Here is a 17,664-nt window from a genome sequence, read left to right as displayed (position 1 = left end):
AAGCCGTCTGGCGCGACGACCGTCCGTCACCGTGCAGGTTGTCGCGTGTCCGACTCGAACTGCACCTGGGCACGGTCGAGCGCCTTATCGGTGTCGTGGCCATGGGCTCGGAGCCAGTGGAGAAGATCGGCGATGACGTCGATCGCCACCTCCTCCACGGCGGTGCCGCTCAGCCTGCTCGATCCCGCCAGTTGGGTTGGCAACCCCGCGCTGTAGAGGTGCAGACAACTCGCGGCTCTGGAGACCCGAACGTCTCTGCTGTGGCCGTTCGCCTCCGTCAGTCCCGACCCCAGTTCGACCCACGTGATCTTGCGATCGGGCAGGAGCTGGACGCCCCAGCGTTCGGACAGCGCGGCCACGAGAGCCATGCCGCGCCCCGCCTCGGCGTCGCCGGCCGAGTCGACCAGACGCGGTAAAGCCCGAGTGTCGGGATCATGGACTTCGATACGCAGGCGCGTACCGCTGACGGAGACGGCCAAAGTCGTCGGGGTGCCGGGGCCCACGTGAGTGATCACGTTGGAGATGAGTTCGCTCAGGCAGAGCTGGGCCGACTCCGTCAGCTCCGCCAGTCCCCAAAAGCCCAGACGATTCCGGAGCAAGCGCCGCAGCGTCGCCACTTCCGTCGGCTCGGCAGCGAAAGAAAGTCCCCAAGGTTCTCTCGGCGTACACGCACCGCAATCCATGTCCTACTCCTTCGTCCACCTGTTTCGTTGCGCTGCTCGTGAAGCAGTGGCCTGTCACCCTGGCGCAGGCCGCCCCTCCCAGGGCAGGAGAGAACAGGGGGCATACGCGATGCGCTTCTGCTCGCTGTGCGTGAGCGGCGCGATGTCCAAGCTAGAAGACCGCTTGGCAAATTTGCCACTCAACTCGGCAAATTAGCTCGTTCGTGGCTTGCGGGCCGCACAGCACGGCAGACTGCCCTCCGAGCCCGAGACGGAAGGATCGACATGGCCCCGAGGGCAGTACCGACGCAACGCCAGAGGCGCCTCGGTCATGAGTTGCGCAGGATGCGGGTGGCTGCGGGAGTGTCCGCGGAGCAGGCCGCGAACCTCCTCGGCGTGGACCGCGGAAAGATCTCCAACATGGAGTCCGGGGTCCGGACCATCAGCGAAGAACGTCTGCGCACCCTGGCTCACCACTGCCGTTGCGACGACGAGAAGTACGTGGCCGCCCTGGTCGAAATGGCCTCACCCAGCGCCTCCGGCTGGTGGGAGCGGTATCGCGGAACTCTTCCTCAAGGCCTGCTGGACATCGCCGAGTTGGAGTGGCAGGCGGTTCACATGCGCACCGCGTGCACCGTGCACATTCCTGGGCTGCTCCAAACGACCGACTACGCCCTCGCGGTCTTCCGCGCCGTCCTTCCGCAGCTGCCCGAACACGAGGTCGCCTTGAGAGCGGCTCACCGCAACAACCGCCAGGAGGTACTCGCCTCCGAGGCGGCCCCCACCTTCACAGGCATCGTGCACGAGGCGGCGCTGCGGATGCAGTTCGGAGGCCCCAGGGTCAGCCGCGCCCAGCTCGAACACCTGGTTGACCAGTCCGAGAGGCAGGGTCGAACGGTTCTGGTCGTCCCCTTCACCAGCGGAGCCTTTCCCGGGGCAGGGCAGACCGTGCTGTACGCGGAAGGGCCGACGGAGCAGCTGGACACCGTGCAGATCGACAACTCCCACGGGCCGGACTTCCTCTACGGCGAGGCAGAATTGGCCAAGTACCGGGCTCACTTGGATCGGTTGGAGGAGTTGGCCCTGTCCCCCGAGGACTCAAGAGCCTTCATCCACGCCGTCGCACGCGAACTCTAGGAGACGTCATGCCGGAGATTCAGTGGGAAGAGCCGTTCTGCGGGGAAGGCAACTCGTGCTTCCGGATGGGCGTGGACGACTCCGGCAACGCGTACATAGCGGTGCAGGGCCAGGAGGACCGTTACATCATGGACAGCCGGGACGCCCTGCGGACCATGATCCGCGATATCAAGGCCGGCAAAGCGGACCACCTGCTGAGGTGAGGCACCCCCGGGCAAACCTGCCCGGTTCCTCCACCTACCCGGCTACTCTCCTCCCATGATCCGCGCAGTCGTCTTCGACGTAGGTGAGTGCCTGGTGGACGAGACCAGGGAGTACGGCACCTGGGCCGACTGGCTCGGCGTGCCCCGGCACACGTTCCACGCGATGTTCGGGGCCGTGATCGCTCAGGGGCGGGACTACCGAGACGTCTTCCAGGAGTTCCGGCCCGGGTTCGATCTCCACGAGGAGCGGGAGAAGCGGGCGAGCGCAGGTAAGCCGGAGTCCTTCGGGGAGGAGGACCTCTACGCGGATGTCAGGCCCGCGCTTGCCGCCCTGCGGGAGAACGGGCTCTGGCTCGGGATCGCCGGGAACCAGACCGTCCGGGCGGGCGGGATCCTGCGGGAGCTGTTCTCCGACGACGTGGATCTGATCGGTACGTCGGACGACTGGGGCGCCAGTAAGCCCGACCTCGAGTTCTTCAAGCGGGTCGCCGACGCCGTGCCGTTCGACGTCGGCGAGATTCTTTACGTCGGGGACCGCTGCGACAACGACATCCGACCTGCGCGACAGGCCGGCATGCTGACCGCCCTGGTGCACCGCGGACCTTGGGCCACCATCCAGTGGAACGGACGGGAGGCCAGGGACCTCCCCACATTCCGGGTCGAAGGTCTGCTTGAACTGCCGCCCTTGGTCCGTCGCTTCAACGACCGAGCGCGCTGAGCGTCGTCGACCAGTCGTACAGGCGGTCGTCGAGGTCGCGTACGCACCGCTCGGCCTGGTGGGGCGCGAGCGCTCTGCGTACCTCACGCACCCGGTCCATGCCGGTCGCGTACCAGGTGACCGCCAGCTGGTCGAGGGCCTTGGCCGCGTACTCGCACGCCTGCTCCGGGTTTCCCGATGCCGCCTCCACGGCTGCCAGGTCGCCGTACACCACCGAGCGTTGCTTGTCCTCGGACGGTGTCATCGCGCCCAGCGCCCGCAGCAGGCTCTCGCGGGCCTGCGGGAGATGGCCCGCGATCATTTGCGTGTTGCCCTTGAAGGCCGCCAGGCGGGCCGGGGAGAACCAGTCCAGCCACTCGGGCGAAGGGTGCTCGTTCCCCACTGCCAGTACGTCCTCGGCGTGGCCCAGGAGATGCAGCGCCGTGCGACAGTTGCCCGAACGTGTCTCGCACTCGGCCTCCACCGCGTCGAGCCACGCCAGGAACTCCGCGGAGGCCGGCGCACGCCGTGCGTAGGTGCGGGCGGCCGTCATGCGTTCGAGCGCGCCGTCGCGGTCCGCCACCCATCCCGGGACGAACGCCATGTGTGCGATGACCGCCGAACCGAGCAGCGCGTCATCCGCCTCTCCCGCCGCCTGCAGTGCCAGCAGGAGGGTGTCGTTGGCCGTGGCCGGCTCGCGCAGGTCGAAGAATTCGATACGGCCCGCCAGAAGGTAGGTCTCCGCCATGGCGCCCGCGACCTCCCGCCGTGTCGAGTCCGTCGTCTCCGGGAGCAGGACACAGCCCAGGGTCGCGTGCGCGACGACGGCCGGGTGCAGTTCGGCCGGTGCGACCGTCCAGTAGAGCCGACGGTGCGCGCGGGTCACCGCCATGAAGTCCGCGCCCGCCGTGGACGGCTGCGGTGCCACGACGGCTCTCCGGGGCAGCGTCGTCCGGCGTCTCGGCGCTGTCGGGCCGCCGGCGGCCATGCTGTTGCGCCGCACGTGGTCTGCGCTCTGTGGCCCGTCGGAACCCCACGGAGGCGTGAAGCCCAACGCCTCCATGCTCTGCCCGAGCAGGTGGACAAGAACGCGTTGGCAGTCCGGCTGCGGCCAGGGCGGGTTGTCCGACTCCCAGCGGCGGACCTGTCGTACACCGATCGACAACCCTCTGACACCCATGTCTTTGGCGTGCTTGGTGAGTGCGTCCGCCAAATCCTGCTGGGAGTTGAAACCCGCGGCTACGCGGGCGGCCTTGAGTCGGACGTTGCCGGTGGGCCTGGACACTGAGCACCTCCTGCTACGGCTCCTCCAACTCTCCCACAGGAGGTCCCATTTCAGACGTGCCATCCCTCTGAAGACGTCACGAAAGCCCTTTGTGAGTCCCCTTGACGGCCTTTTCAAGTCCTTGTAACGGGCGCTCGGTTACTGGACGCTTTGTGGCGTCCCCAGAACAGGAGGCAGTTGTGGACACGCAAGAGTCCTTGGACAGAGCGATCGCCGAATGGCTCGCGCGAGCCCATCCGACACCTGCGCAGGCCTGGCACGAGTGGGCGGCCCACGGCGTCGCCCTGCTGCCGCTCGGAGATCGGTTCGCGGCCGTGCGCATGGCGGCCGAGGAGGTGCACGCCGCCGTGGATTCGAGCGACCCGGACCACGTCGCCGTCTGCCTCGGCCTCTTACTGGGCGGCTCGATCATCTACGACCGGCGTGCCACGGGCGGCACGTACTACGCCCTGATTCAGGGGCACGCCGGCCTGGCCTGGGCGTACGACGACGTCGCCACATGCCTGGGGCGCGGCACCTATCTCGGCGTACCGCGCCTCGATCGGCAGCAGCCGCCCGGCACCTACTGGCTTGCGCCGCCGCGCTACGAGGGTGACCTGTGCACCCCGCGTTCCCTCATGTCCCTGGTCAAGAGGGGGCGGTCACGGCTGGCCGCTCGCTCGGAAGCCTGACATTCCGCCGCTGAGAACCTCGAACGAAACGGTGAGCAAAGCTATGTCGAAAACGGCAGTTCAGGTGCCCTGGGCCCTGAGGTTGGTGACCGACCGCCTGCCTGTCGGGCCTCCCGCGTACGCGTCCGTCGTGCTGGATGGCGTCTCGCAGACCGCCGTGTACGCGGACGCCTGCGGTCGGGTGGTCGAGATGGGCAAGCACGGGACGTCGCGGACGACGGGGACGGCGTCGGTCTCCGGTGGTGGGGACGGGCAGCAGCCCCAGCCGCAGACTCAGGACGACAACACGACCGACTACGAGTCGGACTGAGCCGTGGGAGCCACTGTTCTCGTGCTCACCGCGCTGGAGGACGTCACCGCGGATCGGGTCGTCGAGGCCCTGAATGAGCGTGGTGCCAACGTCGTGCGCGTGGATCCGGGGGATGTCGGGCCGGACCTCGGTTTCGGGTTCCGGCTCGGTCACTGCGAGGCGGGGTCGGGCGAGTCGGTGTGGGGCGGGTGGTTGCGTACCGCCAGTCGGGAGGTGGAGGTGGCGGCCGTGACCGCGGTCTACTGGCGTCGCCCCACCCCGTACGCCGCCCGCTTCGGTCGACTGCCCAAGCAGGCACGGGAGTTCGCCGCCGCCGAGGCACGTCATGGGCTCGGCGGCGTGCTGAACGGCCTGAGTCGTGCGCTGTACGTCAATCACCCGGCCGCCGTGGCCCGCGCCGACTTCAAGCCCGTCCAGTTGCAGAGGTTCGCCGCGCTGGGTCTGCGTGTTCCGGCGACCCTCGTCACCAATGACGTGACGGAGGCACGGAGGTTCGCCGTCGAACACGGGCGGGTCGTCTACAAGTCGTTCCGGGGGCTGCCGGAGGGGACCGACGGGCGGGCCGGGGCGATCTGGGCCCAGCTGATCGACGCCGACGCGCTGGACGACTCCGTCTCGGTGACCGCGCACCTCTTTCAGGCCGAGGTGCCCAAGAGCGGGGACGTACGGGTCACCGTGGTCGGGCGTCGGGTGTTCGCGCAGCGGATCACCACGCCGGACGGTGCGTTGGACTGGCGGCGGGGTGACTGGGGGCGGCTGGTGCACACCCCCGTCGAGGTCCCGGGGACGGTGCGGGCCGCTCTGCACGGCTATCTGGCCTCGTTCGGGCTGGTCTTCGGTTGTTTCGACTTCGCGCTCACCGGTGAGGGGACGGCTCCCGAGGACTGGTGGGCGATCGAGTGCAATCCGAACGGGCAGTGGGGGTGGCTTCCGGACGCGCCGGCCATCGCCGCCGCGTTCGCCGACATCCTGAGCGGGGAGGAAGGAGAGGGCCGTGACGACGCGAAGTGACGTCGAGGTCGATGCCGTTCGGCTGCGGCGGGAGATGGCGGAGGGGCTCGCGCGGGACGGCTCGGTGGGTGATCTGCGGTGGCTGGCGGCCGTTGCGGAGGTGCCCCGGCATCGGTTCGTGCCCGGCTTCTACCTCGCCACCGGGAAGTCCGACGAGCACGGGCTCACGGTGTGGGAGCCCGTCACTGCCGAACTCGACCCCGGGAAGTGGCTTGCCGCCGCGTATTCCGACGCCACGCTGATCACCCAGTTCGACGACGAGGAGCCGGACTGGACCGCGCCCGGGGTCCGGCACGGCGGGGCGCCGACCTCGTCCTCGACCTTGCCGTCCCTGGTCCTGCGGATGTGGGCCGATGCCGACTTGGAGGACGGGCACACGGTGTTGGAGATCGGCACCGGCAGCGGTTACTCCACCGCGCTGGCCTGCGAGCGCCTCGGGTCCGCCGACGTGACGAGCATCGAGGTCGATCCGCGCCGGCTGGCGGTGGCGGCGGACGCGCTGTACGGCTGCGGTTACACGCCGACCCTGGCCGTGGCGGACGGGCTGTACGGCTACTGGCCCGAGGCCCGCTTCGACCGGATCGTGGCCGCCTGCTCCTTCCGTTCCGTGCCGGACGCGCTCGTCGCGCAGACCCGGCCGGGCGGGAAGATCCTGCTCACGCTGTCGGGGTGGTTGTACGGGTACGCGCGCGTGCTCCTCACCGTCGCCGGGGACGGCACGGCCGAGGGGCCGCTGCTGCCCGGCACCGTCTCCTTCATGTCGGTCCGGGCGCAGGCGGCTCCGGCCTTCGGGAACCCCGCCCACTGGGCCGCAGGACTGCCGGAGCGGGGCCGGGCGGCGCGGTACGGGCCCGAGCGGATCTCGGCCGCCGGTCCGGAGGCGTTTCACCTGCGCTTCCTCGCCCAGTGCGCGGTGCCGGACGCCCAGATGACCACCGTGGGCGGGGTCGTGCACCTGGTCGACGTCGTCCATGGCTCCGCCGCTTCGCTGACGCCGGGCGACGACGGCGGGTGGGAGGTGCGGGAGGCGGGGCCGGTGCGGCTGTGGGAGCGCGTGGAGGAGGTCGTGGCCGCCTTCGACTCCGCGGGGCGGCCTGGGCCCGAGCAGTTCCGTCTCCGGGTGTGCGGGGGTGAGCGGCGGCTGGTGCATCCGCGGATGTGCGGTCTTGAGGTGCCCAGGCTGTGAGTCGCACTGACGGTTGCCCCGACGATGTGGCCACATCCTCCCGTCACCGGTCGCCGCCCGCCGTGGCGGGGATGGCGTTGTCGATGAGGACGGCGGCGGTGGGGAAGGCGTCGGCATCGAGGACCCGGGTGCGGGCCGCGACGCCGTCGAGGAGCAGCGCGAGGTGTTCGCCGAGCTGTTCGGGGTCGGCGGCGCCGGCTTCACGGGCGGTGTCGGCGAGCCGCGCGGCGACCGCCTTCTTGTACTCGCATGCGTACTGGGATGCCGGGTGCCGCGGGTCGTGGAGTTCGACGGCGACGGCGATGTAGGGGCACAGAGGGGAGTCGGGGGGAACGTCGAAGGCGGCGAGGAGCCGTTCGCGAGGTGTGAGGTCGGTGCGGTCGCCACCGGGACCAGCTCGGTCGTCGAACTCCGTGACCCGACCGCGCATGCCGAGGTCATGGCCCTGCGGGCCGCGGGCGGCAAGCTCGGCCGCCACCTCATGGAAGACGCCGTGATGTACTCCAGCAGCGAGCCGTGCCCCATGTGCCTGGTGGCCTGCTACTGGGCCCGCGTCTCACGGCCCGTCTATGCCGCCACCAGTCACGACGTCGGGGTCAACGGATTCGAGGACCTCCAGTACTACCGTGAACTGAGCGTCCCCAACGCGGAGCGGACCCTGCTCAAGGAAACGGCAGTTGGCGGAGAGGCCCGGGAGATCGCGGCGGCGGCCCTGGCCAGCTGGGCGGACAAGCTCCCCTTTCCCGTAGAACCCAAGCTCTGAAGTTTCGATCGGTTTGGTGACTCATTGCAGCCTCTCAATGGCCTTGACCACTGTCCTTCGACAGCGAAGTTGGTCGTGCGCAGCACGCTGATCTGGGCGGACTGAATTGGATGTCGGGCTGAGAGCGGCGTACGGCATCATGGGCCGGTGGACTTCGAGTCGTACCGGGGTGAGCTACTCGCGTTCTGTTACCGGATGCTGGGCTCGTTCCACGAGGCCGAGGATGTGGTTCAGGAGACACTGTTGCGCGCCTGGAAGGCCCGGGATCGGTATGACCCCGCGCGCGCGTCGGTGCGTACCTGGCTGTACCGGATCGCAACGAACGCGTGCCTGAGCGCGCTGGAGGGGCGTGGTCGGCGCCCTCTGCCGTGTGGGCTGGGTGCGCCAAGCGACGATCCGGAGGCTGCGCTGACGCCGGCGCTCGATGTCCCCTGGCTGGAGCCGTTTCCTGATGCGCGGCTGGATGTCCAGGCGCGGGCTGACCTGCGCCTGGCGTGGGTGGCTGCGGTGCAGGTGCTTCCGGCCCGGCAGCGTGCAGTGCTGGTGCTGCGGGAGGTGCTGGGGTTCACTGCGGCCGAGGTCGCCGAACAGCTGGGAACCACGGTGGCGGCGGTCAACAGCGCGCTGCAGCGCGCTCGTGCCGCCCTCGCGGGCGCGGGCGGTCCGGATGTGGTGCGTGAGCCGGACGATCCCGGGGTGCGGGCGGTGGTGCAGCGGTATGTGCGGGCGTTCGAGGCCGCCGATGTGCCCGCACTGGTGCGGTTGCTGGCCGAGGACGCGATCCTGGAGATGCCGCCGGTTGCGCTGTGGTACCGGGGCAGCACCGACTACGGCCGGTTCCTGGAGCGCGTCTTCCGGACGCGCGGCACCGGCTGGGCTGTGCGGGAGCTCTCGGCGAACGGGCAGCCTGCGCTGGCGGCGTACGCGCCGGAACCCGGCGGCGGGCACCGGCTGCACACCCTGCAGGTGCTCACCGTCACCGGCGGCCTGGTGGCGCACAACGTCGTCTTCGCCGATCCGGGCGTCTTCGACGTCTTCGAGCTGCCGCGGCACATTCCTGCCGGGGATTTCGCACCGGAGCGATGAGTCGGATGGGCGGCGCCGGTATGTACCGGTGAGCATTCGACCTGAGCGAGAGGAACATCGCTGTGAGCATCATCGTGATCGGGTTCGTCACCGTAGACGGGATCATGTCCGACCCCACCGGTTCGGAGGGGACGCCGCTGGGCGGCTGGGCGCTGCGGCACGGCCGCGAAGCCGTCGACGGGGACAAGTTCCGGCTCGGCCGCACGCTGGACGACGGCGTGCTGCTGTTCGGCCGCACGACCTGGCAGATCTTTTCCCGCCTGTGGCCCGGACGTGAGGGCCCGTTCGCCGCACGCATGAACGCCGCCCCGAAACTGGTCGCCTCCCGCACGCCGAGCGGCACGGACACCGCGGCGTGGGCGAACTCGCGGATCCTGGAAGGCGACGTCATCGACGCCGTCAAGCAGGAAGCGCGCGATGTGGTCGTCATCGGCAGCCTCAGCATCGTGCGCCAGCTGATGGCCGAGGACCTGATCGACGAATACCGGCTGCTGACCTTCCCCACCGTCCTCGGCACCGGCGACCGGCTCTTCCCCGCGGGCGGCCCTCACGCGGAGCTGGAGTGCCTGTCGGCGCAACAGGTCGGTCCCGCCGTCCTCACCCGCTATCGCAGGGCCACCCGTTGACCGCCCGCTTCATCGTCTTGTACGAGACGCCGGCCGACCCCGCAGCATTCGACCGCCACTACCGCGAAGTCCACCTCCCGCTCGTACGCCGACTCCCGGGGCTGCGCTGCTACACGCTCGGGCGCGACGCGGTCGCCGTCCGCGGCGGCGAACCGTACTACCTGGTCGCCGAATTGGAATGGGACACGATGGAGGAACTACGTGCAGCCTTTGCCTCCTCCGCAGGGCGCGCTGCCGCAGCCGATTCGGCCCGACTCCAGGAGCTCACCCCGGTCCGCAGCATGATCTACACGGTCGACGAGAGCGTGCTGTAGGGGCGCGAACGCGCAACTGGGGAGCGCGGCTCACTGGATGGTCCGCGTCTCCCCTTTCGAAGACGTCTGCTTGCCCGAGCGTCGCGAGTGGACTGGCTGTCCGCCTTCGTTTCGGGCCGGCGCGAGGGGTGGCAGGTCTCCGGTTCGCAGCGGTCGTCGTTCGTCCGCGCGGAGGGGCTTGTGCGATCAGTCGCCGCTGACGTGCCGCCGGTCGAACGGATTCTGCTGCCGTCCTCAGCGGGCGGGCGGCCAGTTCCGTGACAGCCCGCAGGTGCGGCCCGGTGCCGGGCAGCCGGTGTCGCGTACCGGCGGGTGCGGCCGCGCGACCGGCAGTGTGTCCGGTCCGGCCGCGGCGTGCCACGTCAACGTGGCACATCCTCCCGTGGCCGGTCGTCGCCCGCCGTGGCGGGGATGGCGTTGTCGATGAGGACGGCGGCGATGGCGGCGGCGGTGGGGAAGGCGTCGGCATCGAGGACCCGGGTGCGGGCCGCGGCGCCGTCGAGGAGCAGCGCGAGGTGTTCGCCGAGCTGTTCGGGGTCGGCGGCGCCGGCTTCACGGGCGGTGTCGGCGAGCCGCGCGGCGACGGCCTTCTTGTACTCGCGTGCGTACTGGGATGCCGGGTGCCGCGGGTCGTGGAGTTCGACGGCGACGGCGCCGAACAGGCGCTCACAACTACGTTGTTCTGTAAGGGTGTTAGCTTTCCTGCTCATGACGCAGCACCAGGATGAGACCAGGGCGGCCTACGACGGGGTCGTCGAGCTGTACGCGTCGCTGTTCGCCGACAAGTTGGAGGGGCGTCCGTTCGCGCGCAACATGATCAGCTCCTTCGCCGAGTTGGTGCGCGCGACAGGGAACCTGCGGGTGGCCGACGTCGGATGCGGGCCGGGGCATCTGACGGCCATGCTGCACGACCTGGGGCTCGACGCCTGCGGGTTCGACCTGTCCCCGGGCATGGTCGCGCACGCCCGGCGGTCCCATCCGGCGCTGCGGTTCGACGAGGCGCGGATGGAGGCCCTGCCCGTCGAGGACGGCGCGCTCGGCGGGGTGCTGGCCCACTATTCGATGATCCACACCCCGCCCGGGGAACTGCCCGCGCTGCTCGCCGAACAGGCACGTGTCCTGGACCCCGGTGGTCTGCTCCTGGTCTCGTTCTTCGCGACCGACGGACCGGAACCGGTCCGCTTCGACCACAAGGTGACGCCTGCCTACAGCTGGCCGGTGGACCGCTTCGCCGAGTTGCTGGCCGGGGCCGGGCTCGACACGTTCGCCCGGCTCATCCACGACCCGGCCTCGGAACGCGGCTTCCTCGACGCCCATGTGCTGACCCGCCTCCGCTCCGCACGTTGACCTCCGCAGTCGCCCCACGTGTGCTGCATCGGGCGGCGGTCAGTCGTCGTCCTCGTCGTCCTCGTCGTCCGGTTCGGGTGCCCGGGTGAAGGCAAGCTCGAGGACGTAGCGTTCGTCGGCGGTGCACTCGGTCCAGGCCTGCCGGATCTGCTCCGGGGTCCAGTCGTCGGTGATGCCGGCCAGGATCTCGTCGTAGTAGACGGAGGCCGCTTCGCGTCCGGCCCACCACGCGTAGCCCTCGTAAACGCCCGGGCGGGGCAAGGTCATCTCACCGGCCGGTCCCCGGGTCAACTGGTTCACGACGAGGATGCCGGTCTCGGACTCGATGGTGACCGGAGTGTGGCCCTCGGCCTCGGCGGGGGGCTCGGGGGGTGTGTCCCAGATGCGGACGGTGACCTTCACGTCGATGTCGGGCTGACCGCTGAGCAGGTACAGGTGGTAGCCGTTGCCCGCCACCACCTGTACTTCCGCGGCTTTCAAGGCTGCCCCGTCACCGAGGTACGCGTCGGCGTCGTAGACCTCGACAATGCGACGGTCGGGGCTTGCGGTGACGGTGTACTCGGTGAGGAATGCCATGGAGAACCTCTGTGTCGGTCGGCGACGCCCGGAGTGCACAGACCTCCTAGTACAAGGAGGCCACCAGGCCACGGTCCACCGAAATGGCGTCGCGATCCAGTGCGGGCAGTCCCAGATGGTCACAGATCAGCTGGGTCAGCTGCTCCTCACGATTCTCGCTCCGAGGGTCCAGGCCGGCCGCCGAGATGAGGGGAGCCATCTTGTTGGGCCAGTACTCTCCGACGTATTCGGGGTCTTCGTAGTCGATGCAGGACGATATCCGGCCGTCCTTGTAGTGGTACGCCTTGGGTCCGTGGGCCTTGGCAACGCACGGATTGGGCACGAACACCATCAGCTCAGCGCCCTCAGGGCACAGTTCGCGGTAGTCGATCTCGTCGTAGTCGTCGCGGTTGAACATGTGGTGCACGATCACGCCCCAGTCGCCGGGAGCCGTGTCGGTGCCGTGGGCGAACGGCGGTCGCTGCAGCGCGGAGAGGCCTTCGGCCATGGCGGCCAGGCTGGTTCCCTTGAAGTAGACCAGGACGGTTTCATCTTCCCGGTACGGCTGTTCGTCCACCCAGGCCATGACGCCGCAGTCGATCCAACTTGTCATGCCCAGCAACGTAGCCGGTGCCACTGACATAGCGGTGTGCGAGATCGCGAGCAGACCAAAACCGGGACGACGGGCCGTGTGCGGGCTGGGCTGGAACCTGTCCAGCCCAGCCCGGTAGATGAACCGATGCCTCGTCACATACGTCTTTCGCTGGACCAGTTGTTTCCGCTGAGGTCCGGGGACCCTTTATGAGCTCAAGCAAATCCAGACGCGAGGACACGTCGCGACGCCACCGTTCGGCCGTGCTGACCGCCGTCGCCGCGCTCGTCGTCGCGGGTGCGGCGGCCGTGCCGGTGCCGGCGTTGGCCGCCGGTGGTGTCGTGGCCGGGAGCACCGGCCTGCAAGGGGAGTTCGACGCCGCCGCCGACGCCTACCACGTGCCCCGTCAGGTGCTGCTCGCGGTGGCGTACCAGGAGTCGGCCTGGGACACGCACGCCGGGGCGTACAGCACGGACGGCGGGTACGGGCCGATGCACCTCACGGACGTCACCCCGGCGATGATGGCCGGGGGCGGCGCGGGGGCGGCGGGGCGGGGGGAGTTGGCGAAGCTGGCCGCCGATCCGGGCCTGCACACCCTGCGGGCCGCCGCCGGGCTGACCGGTCTGTCGGCGGCGGAGTTGCGCGGCGACCCGGCGGCCAACATCCGCGGCGGTGCCGCGCTGCTCGCCTCGTACCAGAAGGCCGCCACCGGTGCCGTCTCCGCGGATCCCGGCGACTGGTACGCGGCCGTGGCCCGTTACAGCCAGTCCGGGCGACAGCAGGGCGCTGCGGCCTTCGCCGGGCGGGTGTTCGCCACCATCAAGGCGGGTGCGGCGCGCACCACGGCCGACGGAGAGCGGGTGCGGCTGGCCGCCGACAGCGGTGTCCGGCCGGACACCGGGCAGTTGGCCGGCCTGCACCTGAAGGCCGCGGTGACCACGGACACCGAGTGCCCCGCCACCGTCGCGTGCACCTTCGTCCCGGCGGCGGCGTCCAACGGCCAGGTGTCCAACCGCCCCGCCAACGGCATCCGCATCGACAGCATCGTCATCCACGACACCGAGACGTCGTACGACACCGCGATCAACCTGTTCCAGCAGCCGGGCGGTAACTCGGCGCACTACGTCATGCGGTCCTCCGACGGCGCGGTGACGCAGATGGTGCCGACGAAGGACCTCGCCTTCCAGGCGGGCAACTACTCGACCAACATGCACTCGATCGGTATCGAGCACGAGGGGTACGCCGCGCACGGCGGCGCCTGGTACACCGAGGCGCAGTACGAGGCCACGGCCGAGTTGGTGCGGTACCTCGCCGACCGGTTCGGCATACCGCTGGACCGGCAGCACATCCTCGGGCACGACAACGTCGTCGGTCCGAAGTCGTCGCTCGTCTCCAGCATGCACTGGGATCCGGGCCCGTCGTGGGACTGGAACCACTTCATGAGCCTGCTCGGGGTGCACACCGGGTGGCACGGCGTCGGCCCGGTCGGCTCGGTGGTCACCATCGCGCCCCGGTTCCACGAGAACCTGCAGACCGTGCAGATCTGCCCCTCCGACGACCCGACCGGCGCCACCACCGCGTGCACCGAGACGCAGCAGCCGTCGAACTTCGTCTACCTGCGCACCGAGCCCAGCGACACCGCTCCGCTCTTCGGGGACCAGGCGCTGCACCCGGGCGCGGCCGGTACCGACCGCATCAACGACTGGGGCAGCACGGCGGCGGCCGGGCAGCAGTTCGTGGTCGCCGACCAGGACGGTGACTGGACGGCCGTCTGGTACAGCGGCGCGAAGGTGTGGTTCTACAACCCGCACGGCTGCAACACCGCGCCCGCGCACGGGGTGAAGGTGATCTCGGCGGCCGGTACGGCCCCGGTGGCGGTGTACGGGTCCAGCTACCCGGACGCCGCCGAGTACCCGGCGGGGCTTTCGCCGTCGACGCAGGCGCCGCTCAGCATGTACACCGTCCCGGCCGGTCAGGCCTACGTGGCCACCGTGGCGCCGTCCCTGACGGACGACTTCTTCCCCTCCAGCGGCACGGTCGTCACCGGGGCGAAGGCGATGTACACCATCCAGTACAACCACCGGGTGGCGCTCGTGTACGCCTCGGACGTCACGGCCACGGACGACTGACGGCTGACGGCTGACGGCAGACAGAGCAACTTGCGCCCAGGGGGTTCTGCCTCCTGGGCACCGCTCGTGTCCCGGGCTCAGAGCGCCGTCGCGGCCCTGACGAGTCCGGCGACCGCCCTCGACCTGCTGTGCGGGGGCCAGGCGATCACGGTGGTGACGGGTGGCGCGTCCAGAACGGGTACGGTCGCGAGGTCCTCGCGCAGTTGGGTACGGCAGGACTCCGGCGCCACCCAGCAGGCGCGGCCGAGTGCGATCAGCTGGTGCAGCTGGGCGTGGTCGCGGGCCTGGGGGCCGGGGCCGTCGGGGTAGGTGCCGTCCGGGCGGGGCCAGCGGGGCAGCGGCAGGCCGGGCAGGTCGGTGGCGTCGGCCAGCCGGACGTGCGGGCGGGTGGTGAGGGGGTGCCCGGCGGGGAGGACCAGGACCTGGTTCTCCGTCAGCAGTTCCTCGGTGTCGAGGCCCGCCGTGGAGTCGAACGGCAGGTGCAGCAGGGCGACGTCGGCGCGGCCGTCGCGCAGCATGTGCTCCTGTTCACCGATGCCGCACAGGAGGAGGTCGACGGTGACCGCGTCGGGTTCGGCGGCGTAGGCGTCGAGGAGTTTCGCCAGGAGTTCGCCGGAGGCGCCCGCCTTGGTGGCGAGGACCACGCCGGGGTGGCCGGTGGCGGCGAGAGCGGCGCGGCGGGTGCGGCGCTCGGCCGCCGCCACGGCGTCCAGGGCGGCGCGGGCCTCCCGCAGGAGCACCGAACCGGCGTCGGTCAGGGTGACCGCGCGGCTGGTGCGTTCCAGCAGGGTCGCGCCGAGGCGCCGTTCCAGCAGGCCGATCGCCCGGGACAGCGGGGGCTGGGCGATGCCGAGCCGCTCGGCGGCCCTGCCGAAGTGCAGTTCCTCGGCGACGGCCACGAAATAGCGCAGCTCACGCGTCTCCACCTCGCCATGCTACTGCGGCCGGCCGGGATCGATACCCGGTGGGTATCGCCGGCCACCCGATCGGTGTTGGCCGGGCCGGGGCTGCCGGGACCAGGATCGACGGCATGAACGAACAGACCGATGGACAGACCGGCGGACAGGCAGACGGACAGACGGTCGCGCTGGTGACCGGTGCGAACAAGGGGATCGGATACGAGATCGCCGCGGGCCTCGGCGCCCTCGGCTGGCGGGTCGGGGTCGGTGCCCGGAGCGAGGAGGCGCGCGAGGGTGCCGTGGCCAAGCTGCGGGCGGCGGGCGTGGACGCGTTCGGCGTGCCGCTGGACGTGACCGACGACGCGAGCGTGGCCGCCGCCGCCGCGCTGGTCGAGGAGCGCGCCGGACGGCTCGACGTGCTGGTGAACAACGCCGGGATCACCGGCGGCCCGCAGCAGTTGCCCACCACGGTCGACGTCGCGACGGTACGGGCGGCGGTGGAGACCAACGTCATCGGCGTCATCCGGGTCACCAACGCGATGCTGCCGTTGCTGCGCCGCTCGGCGTCGCCGCGGATCGTGAACATGTCCAGCAGCGTCGGCTCGCTCACCCGGCAGTCCACCCCGGGCGCGGAGACGGGCCCGATCTCGGTGGCCTACGCGCCGTCGAAGACGTTCCTCAACGCCGTGACCGTGCAGTACGCCAAGGAGCTGGCCGGCACGAACATCCTGATCAACGCGGCCTGCCCGGGCTACTGCGCGACCGACCTCAACGGTTTCCACGGCGTGCGCACCCCGGAACAGGGCGCGGCGATCGCGGTCCGGCTCGCCACCCTGCCGGACGACGGCCCGACCGGCGGCTACTTCGACGACGAGGGGGAGCTGCCCTGGTGACGACGCGGGAGGCCGCCCCGCTGTCATGATGTGGGCATGACGCTGATCCACGGGGAAGTCGCAGCCGGGTTCGAGGGTGTACGGGAGGCGTTCGCCGCCAACTTCGAGCAGCGCGGGGATGTCGGGGCAGCCGTGTGCGTGTACCGGGACGGGCGGCCGGTGGTGGACCTGTGGGGCGGGGTCGCCGATCCCGGTACCGGGCGGCCCTGGGAGCGGGACACCTTGCAGCTCGTGTACTCCGCGACCAAGGGAGCCACCGCCACCGCCGCTCATCTGCTCGCCCAGCGGGGTGAGTTGGACCTCGACGCACCGGTGGCGGCGTACTGGCCCGAGTTCGCGGCGAACGGCAAGGCGGACATTCCGGTGCGGTGGTTGCTGTCGCACCGAGCCGGGCTGGTCACGCTGGACCGGCCGGTGCCGCTCGGCGACGCGCTCGGGTGGGACGCGATGGTGGCCGCGCTGGCCGGGCAACGGCCGCAGTGGGAACCGGGGACCGCGCACGGCTACCACGGGCGGACCTTCGGGTGGCTGGTCGGGGAGGTGATCCGGCGGGTGTCCGGCCGTACGCCCGGCCGGTTCTTCGCGGAGGAGGTCGCCGGGCCGCTCGGGCTGGACTTCTTCATCGGGCTGCCGGCGGCCGAACGGGCGCGGGTCAGCCGGATGGTGTACCCGAAACCGGAGGTCGACCTGAGCACCGTACCGCTGGACGCCGTGCCGCCGGAGGCGCGCGAGTTCGTCGCGGCGCTGCAGGATCCGCGGTCGCTGAGCAACCGGGCGTTCGCCCTCACCGACCCCGCCGAGATCGACTTCAACTCGGCCGAGGTACAGGCCGCCGAGATCCCCGCGTCCAACGGGATCTGCACCGCGCGCGGCCTCGCCCGGATGTACGCCGCGCTGGTCGGGGAGGTGGACGGGGTACGGCTGTTCAGCCCCGGGACGCTGGCGGCGGCGACCGCGGAGCAGGCCGCCGGGACGGACAAGGTCATCATGTTCCCGGTCCGCTTCGCCTCCGGTTACATGCTGCCCGTGGAGACGAACCCCCTGACCGGTCCGAGCGCCTTCGGCCATCCCGGCCGGGGCGGCTCGTTGGGTTTCGCCGACCCCGAGCACGGCGTCGCCTTCGGTTACGTCATGAACAGCATCGTCGAGGGCGCCGAGGACCCCCGCGCGACCTCGCTCGTCGACGCGGTACGGGCTGCGCTGGCCTAGATGATCTATTCCAAGGGGTGCCTGTAGAGACGTAAACGAGGGTGTCCAAGATCGTTGTGTGACGAACAACCTGGACACCCTCGCGACCG

21 protein-coding genes and 1 pseudogene are annotated in these 17,664 nt (G+C 70.3%); 15 read left to right on the top strand and 7 right to left on the bottom strand.

Features of this window, described 5'->3' with window-relative positions:
* Positions 1–26: 26 nt before the first annotated feature.
* Positions 27–683: an ATP-binding protein gene (locus ACZ3KP_RS31520; RefSeq protein ID WP_467503579.1), complete on the bottom strand. Its 657-nt coding sequence runs from the start codon at positions 681–683 to the stop codon at positions 27–29.
* Between the two features lie 264 nt (positions 684–947).
* Here ACZ3KP_RS31520 and ACZ3KP_RS31515 point away from each other — a divergent pair, with 264 nt between their 5' ends.
* From ACZ3KP_RS31515 to ACZ3KP_RS31505, 3 genes are read left to right on the top strand one after another with little or no spacing between them, the layout of a single operon-like run.
* On the top strand, positions 948–1,799 hold the full coding sequence (locus ACZ3KP_RS31515; RefSeq protein WP_467503577.1) for a helix-turn-helix domain-containing protein: 852 nt from the start codon (positions 948–950) through the stop codon (positions 1,797–1,799).
* An 8-nt stretch (positions 1,800–1,807) separates the two neighbouring features.
* Positions 1,808–2,002 (top strand): hypothetical protein, encoded by a 195-nt coding sequence (locus ACZ3KP_RS31510; protein WP_467503576.1) that lies wholly within the window; start codon positions 1,808–1,810, stop codon positions 2,000–2,002.
* 55 nt (positions 2,003–2,057) lie between these two features.
* Positions 2,058–2,720, top strand: a complete 663-nt coding sequence (locus tag ACZ3KP_RS31505) for an HAD family hydrolase (RefSeq protein ID WP_467503574.1) — start codon at positions 2,058–2,060, stop codon at positions 2,718–2,720.
* Here the strand turns inward: ACZ3KP_RS31505 and ACZ3KP_RS31500 are convergent.
* Positions 2,701–3,984, bottom strand: a complete 1,284-nt coding sequence (locus ACZ3KP_RS31500) for a transcriptional regulator (protein ID WP_467503572.1) — start codon at positions 3,982–3,984, stop codon at positions 2,701–2,703. The two genes, ACZ3KP_RS31505 and ACZ3KP_RS31500, sit on opposite strands and share 20 nt — an antisense overlap.
* A gap of 179 nt (positions 3,985–4,163) precedes the next feature.
* Between ACZ3KP_RS31500 and ACZ3KP_RS31495 the strand changes: the two genes are divergently transcribed.
* Genes ACZ3KP_RS31495 through tgmC form a run of 4 tightly spaced genes read left to right on the top strand, consistent with a single transcriptional unit; the run spans position 4,164 to position 7,162 of the window.
* Complete coding sequence (locus ACZ3KP_RS31495; protein ID WP_467503571.1) at positions 4,164–4,655, top strand: hypothetical protein; 492 nt, start codon at positions 4,164–4,166, stop codon at positions 4,653–4,655.
* A gap of 43 nt (positions 4,656–4,698) precedes the next feature.
* The gene (locus ACZ3KP_RS31490) at positions 4,699–4,965 is read left to right on the top strand and encodes a putative ATP-grasp-modified RiPP (protein WP_467503569.1); all 267 of its coding nucleotides are present in this window, start codon (positions 4,699–4,701) and stop codon (positions 4,963–4,965) included.
* Positions 4,966–4,968: 3 nt separating this feature from the next.
* On the top strand, positions 4,969–5,976 hold the full coding sequence (gene tgmB / locus ACZ3KP_RS31485; protein WP_467503567.1) for an ATP-grasp ribosomal peptide maturase: 1,008 nt from the start codon (positions 4,969–4,971) through the stop codon (positions 5,974–5,976).
* The gene (gene tgmC / locus ACZ3KP_RS31480; RefSeq protein ID WP_467503565.1) at positions 5,960–7,162 is read left to right on the top strand and encodes an ATP-grasp peptide maturase system methyltransferase; all 1,203 of its coding nucleotides are present in this window, start codon (positions 5,960–5,962) and stop codon (positions 7,160–7,162) included. Before tgmB ends, tgmC begins: the two co-directional genes overlap by 17 nt.
* Before the next feature lie 43 nt (positions 7,163–7,205).
* Here tgmC and ACZ3KP_RS31475 read toward each other — a convergent pair whose 3' ends face one another.
* The gene (locus ACZ3KP_RS31475; protein ID WP_467503869.1) at positions 7,206–7,592 is read right to left on the bottom strand and encodes a hypothetical protein; all 387 of its coding nucleotides are present in this window, start codon (positions 7,590–7,592) and stop codon (positions 7,206–7,208) included.
* 6 nt (positions 7,593–7,598) lie between these two features.
* Between ACZ3KP_RS31475 and ACZ3KP_RS31470 the strand changes: the two are divergent.
* The 4 genes and pseudogenes from ACZ3KP_RS31470 to ACZ3KP_RS31455 form a co-directional block, all read left to right on the top strand.
* Positions 7,599–7,925: pseudogene (locus ACZ3KP_RS31470) on the top strand (cytidine/deoxycytidylate deaminase family protein); the annotation flags it as partial.
* 147 nt (positions 7,926–8,072) lie between these two features.
* A complete protein-coding gene (locus tag ACZ3KP_RS31465) occupies positions 8,073–9,011 on the top strand; it encodes a sigma-70 family RNA polymerase sigma factor (protein ID WP_467503563.1) in 939 nt (312 codons plus the stop codon).
* Positions 9,012–9,073: 62 nt separating this feature from the next.
* Positions 9,074–9,637 (top strand): dihydrofolate reductase family protein, encoded by a 564-nt coding sequence (locus ACZ3KP_RS31460; RefSeq protein ID WP_467503561.1) that lies wholly within the window; start codon positions 9,074–9,076, stop codon positions 9,635–9,637.
* Entirely contained in the window at positions 9,634–9,951 is a 318-nt protein-coding gene (locus ACZ3KP_RS31455; RefSeq protein ID WP_467503559.1) for an EthD family reductase, read from the top strand. The genes ACZ3KP_RS31460 and ACZ3KP_RS31455 overlap by 4 nt, the downstream gene beginning before the upstream one ends.
* A gap of 362 nt (positions 9,952–10,313) precedes the next feature.
* On the opposite strand, the gene ACZ3KP_RS31450 is transcribed toward ACZ3KP_RS31455, so the two are convergent.
* Positions 10,314–10,661, bottom strand: coding sequence for a hypothetical protein (locus ACZ3KP_RS31450; protein WP_467503557.1), 348 nt, complete (start codon positions 10,659–10,661; stop codon positions 10,314–10,316).
* Here ACZ3KP_RS31450 and ACZ3KP_RS31445 point away from each other — a divergent pair.
* On the top strand, positions 10,660–11,298 hold the full coding sequence (locus ACZ3KP_RS31445) for a class I SAM-dependent DNA methyltransferase (protein ID WP_467503556.1): 639 nt from the start codon (positions 10,660–10,662) through the stop codon (positions 11,296–11,298). The two genes, ACZ3KP_RS31450 and ACZ3KP_RS31445, sit on opposite strands and share 2 nt — an antisense overlap.
* Before the next feature lie 39 nt (positions 11,299–11,337).
* Here ACZ3KP_RS31445 and ACZ3KP_RS31440 read toward each other — a convergent pair whose 3' ends face one another.
* Both ACZ3KP_RS31440 and ACZ3KP_RS31435 read right to left on the bottom strand, forming a co-directional pair.
* Positions 11,338–11,874: a hypothetical protein gene (locus ACZ3KP_RS31440; RefSeq protein WP_467503554.1), complete on the bottom strand. Its 537-nt coding sequence runs from the start codon at positions 11,872–11,874 to the stop codon at positions 11,338–11,340.
* Between the two features lie 46 nt (positions 11,875–11,920).
* Positions 11,921–12,466: a hypothetical protein gene (locus ACZ3KP_RS31435; RefSeq protein ID WP_467503552.1), complete on the bottom strand. Its 546-nt coding sequence runs from the start codon at positions 12,464–12,466 to the stop codon at positions 11,921–11,923.
* A gap of 188 nt (positions 12,467–12,654) precedes the next feature.
* On the opposite strand from ACZ3KP_RS31435, the gene ACZ3KP_RS31430 reads away from it, so the two are divergent.
* On the top strand, positions 12,655–14,574 hold the full coding sequence (locus ACZ3KP_RS31430; protein WP_467503550.1) for an N-acetylmuramoyl-L-alanine amidase: 1,920 nt from the start codon (positions 12,655–12,657) through the stop codon (positions 14,572–14,574).
* Between the two features lie 77 nt (positions 14,575–14,651).
* Here the strand turns inward: ACZ3KP_RS31430 and ACZ3KP_RS31425 are convergent, their stop codons facing one another.
* On the bottom strand, positions 14,652–15,500 hold the full coding sequence (locus ACZ3KP_RS31425) for a LysR family transcriptional regulator (protein ID WP_467503548.1): 849 nt from the start codon (positions 15,498–15,500) through the stop codon (positions 14,652–14,654).
* Positions 15,501–15,604: 104 nt separating this feature from the next.
* Between ACZ3KP_RS31425 and ACZ3KP_RS31420 the strand changes: the two genes are divergently transcribed.
* Both ACZ3KP_RS31420 and ACZ3KP_RS31415 read left to right on the top strand, forming a co-directional pair.
* The gene (locus ACZ3KP_RS31420) at positions 15,605–16,366 is read left to right on the top strand and encodes an SDR family oxidoreductase (protein ID WP_467503546.1); all 762 of its coding nucleotides are present in this window, start codon (positions 15,605–15,607) and stop codon (positions 16,364–16,366) included.
* Positions 16,367–16,402: 36 nt separating this feature from the next.
* A complete protein-coding gene (locus ACZ3KP_RS31415) occupies positions 16,403–17,575 on the top strand; it encodes a serine hydrolase domain-containing protein (protein WP_467503545.1) in 1,173 nt (390 codons plus the stop codon).
* Positions 17,576–17,664 lie beyond the last annotated feature (89 nt).

The sequence above is a fragment of the Streptomyces sp. NPDC020958 genome, assembly GCF_055562175.1.
Note: the sequence above shows the minus strand (reverse complement) of the source record. Positions and strands in the feature narration are given on the sequence as shown.

What these genes read in the sequence shown, in the direction of transcription:
- ACZ3KP_RS31440 (WP_467503554.1), bottom strand. Translation starts at nt 11,874, where the DNA reads ATGGCATTCCTCACCGAGTACACCGTCACCGCAAGCCCCGACCGTCGC.
- ACZ3KP_RS31430 (WP_467503550.1), top strand. Translation starts at nt 12,655, where the DNA reads ATGAGCTCAAGCAAATCCAGACGCGAGGACACGTCGCGACGCCACCGT.
- ACZ3KP_RS31505 (WP_467503574.1), top strand. Translation starts at nt 2,058, where the DNA reads ATGATCCGCGCAGTCGTCTTCGACGTAGGTGAGTGCCTGGTGGACGAG.
- ACZ3KP_RS31435 (WP_467503552.1), bottom strand. Translation starts at nt 12,466, where the DNA reads ATGACAAGTTGGATCGACTGCGGCGTCATGGCCTGGGTGGACGAACAG.
- ACZ3KP_RS31420 (WP_467503546.1), top strand. Translation starts at nt 15,605, where the DNA reads ATGAACGAACAGACCGATGGACAGACCGGCGGACAGGCAGACGGACAG.
- ACZ3KP_RS31445 (WP_467503556.1), top strand. Translation starts at nt 10,660, where the DNA reads ATGACGCAGCACCAGGATGAGACCAGGGCGGCCTACGACGGGGTCGTC.
- ACZ3KP_RS31415 (WP_467503545.1), top strand. Translation starts at nt 16,403, where the DNA reads ATGACGCTGATCCACGGGGAAGTCGCAGCCGGGTTCGAGGGTGTACGG.
- ACZ3KP_RS31510 (WP_467503576.1), top strand. Translation starts at nt 1,808, where the DNA reads ATGCCGGAGATTCAGTGGGAAGAGCCGTTCTGCGGGGAAGGCAACTCG.
- ACZ3KP_RS31515 (WP_467503577.1), top strand. Translation starts at nt 948, where the DNA reads ATGGCCCCGAGGGCAGTACCGACGCAACGCCAGAGGCGCCTCGGTCAT.
- ACZ3KP_RS31490 (WP_467503569.1), top strand. Translation starts at nt 4,699, where the DNA reads ATGTCGAAAACGGCAGTTCAGGTGCCCTGGGCCCTGAGGTTGGTGACC.
- ACZ3KP_RS31450 (WP_467503557.1), bottom strand. Translation starts at nt 10,661, where the DNA reads ATGAGCAGGAAAGCTAACACCCTTACAGAACAACGTAGTTGTGAGCGC.
- ACZ3KP_RS31475 (WP_467503869.1), bottom strand. Translation starts at nt 7,592, where the DNA reads ATGCGCGGTCGGGTCACGGAGTTCGACGACCGAGCTGGTCCCGGTGGC.
- ACZ3KP_RS31520 (WP_467503579.1), bottom strand. Translation starts at nt 683, where the DNA reads ATGGATTGCGGTGCGTGTACGCCGAGAGAACCTTGGGGACTTTCTTTC.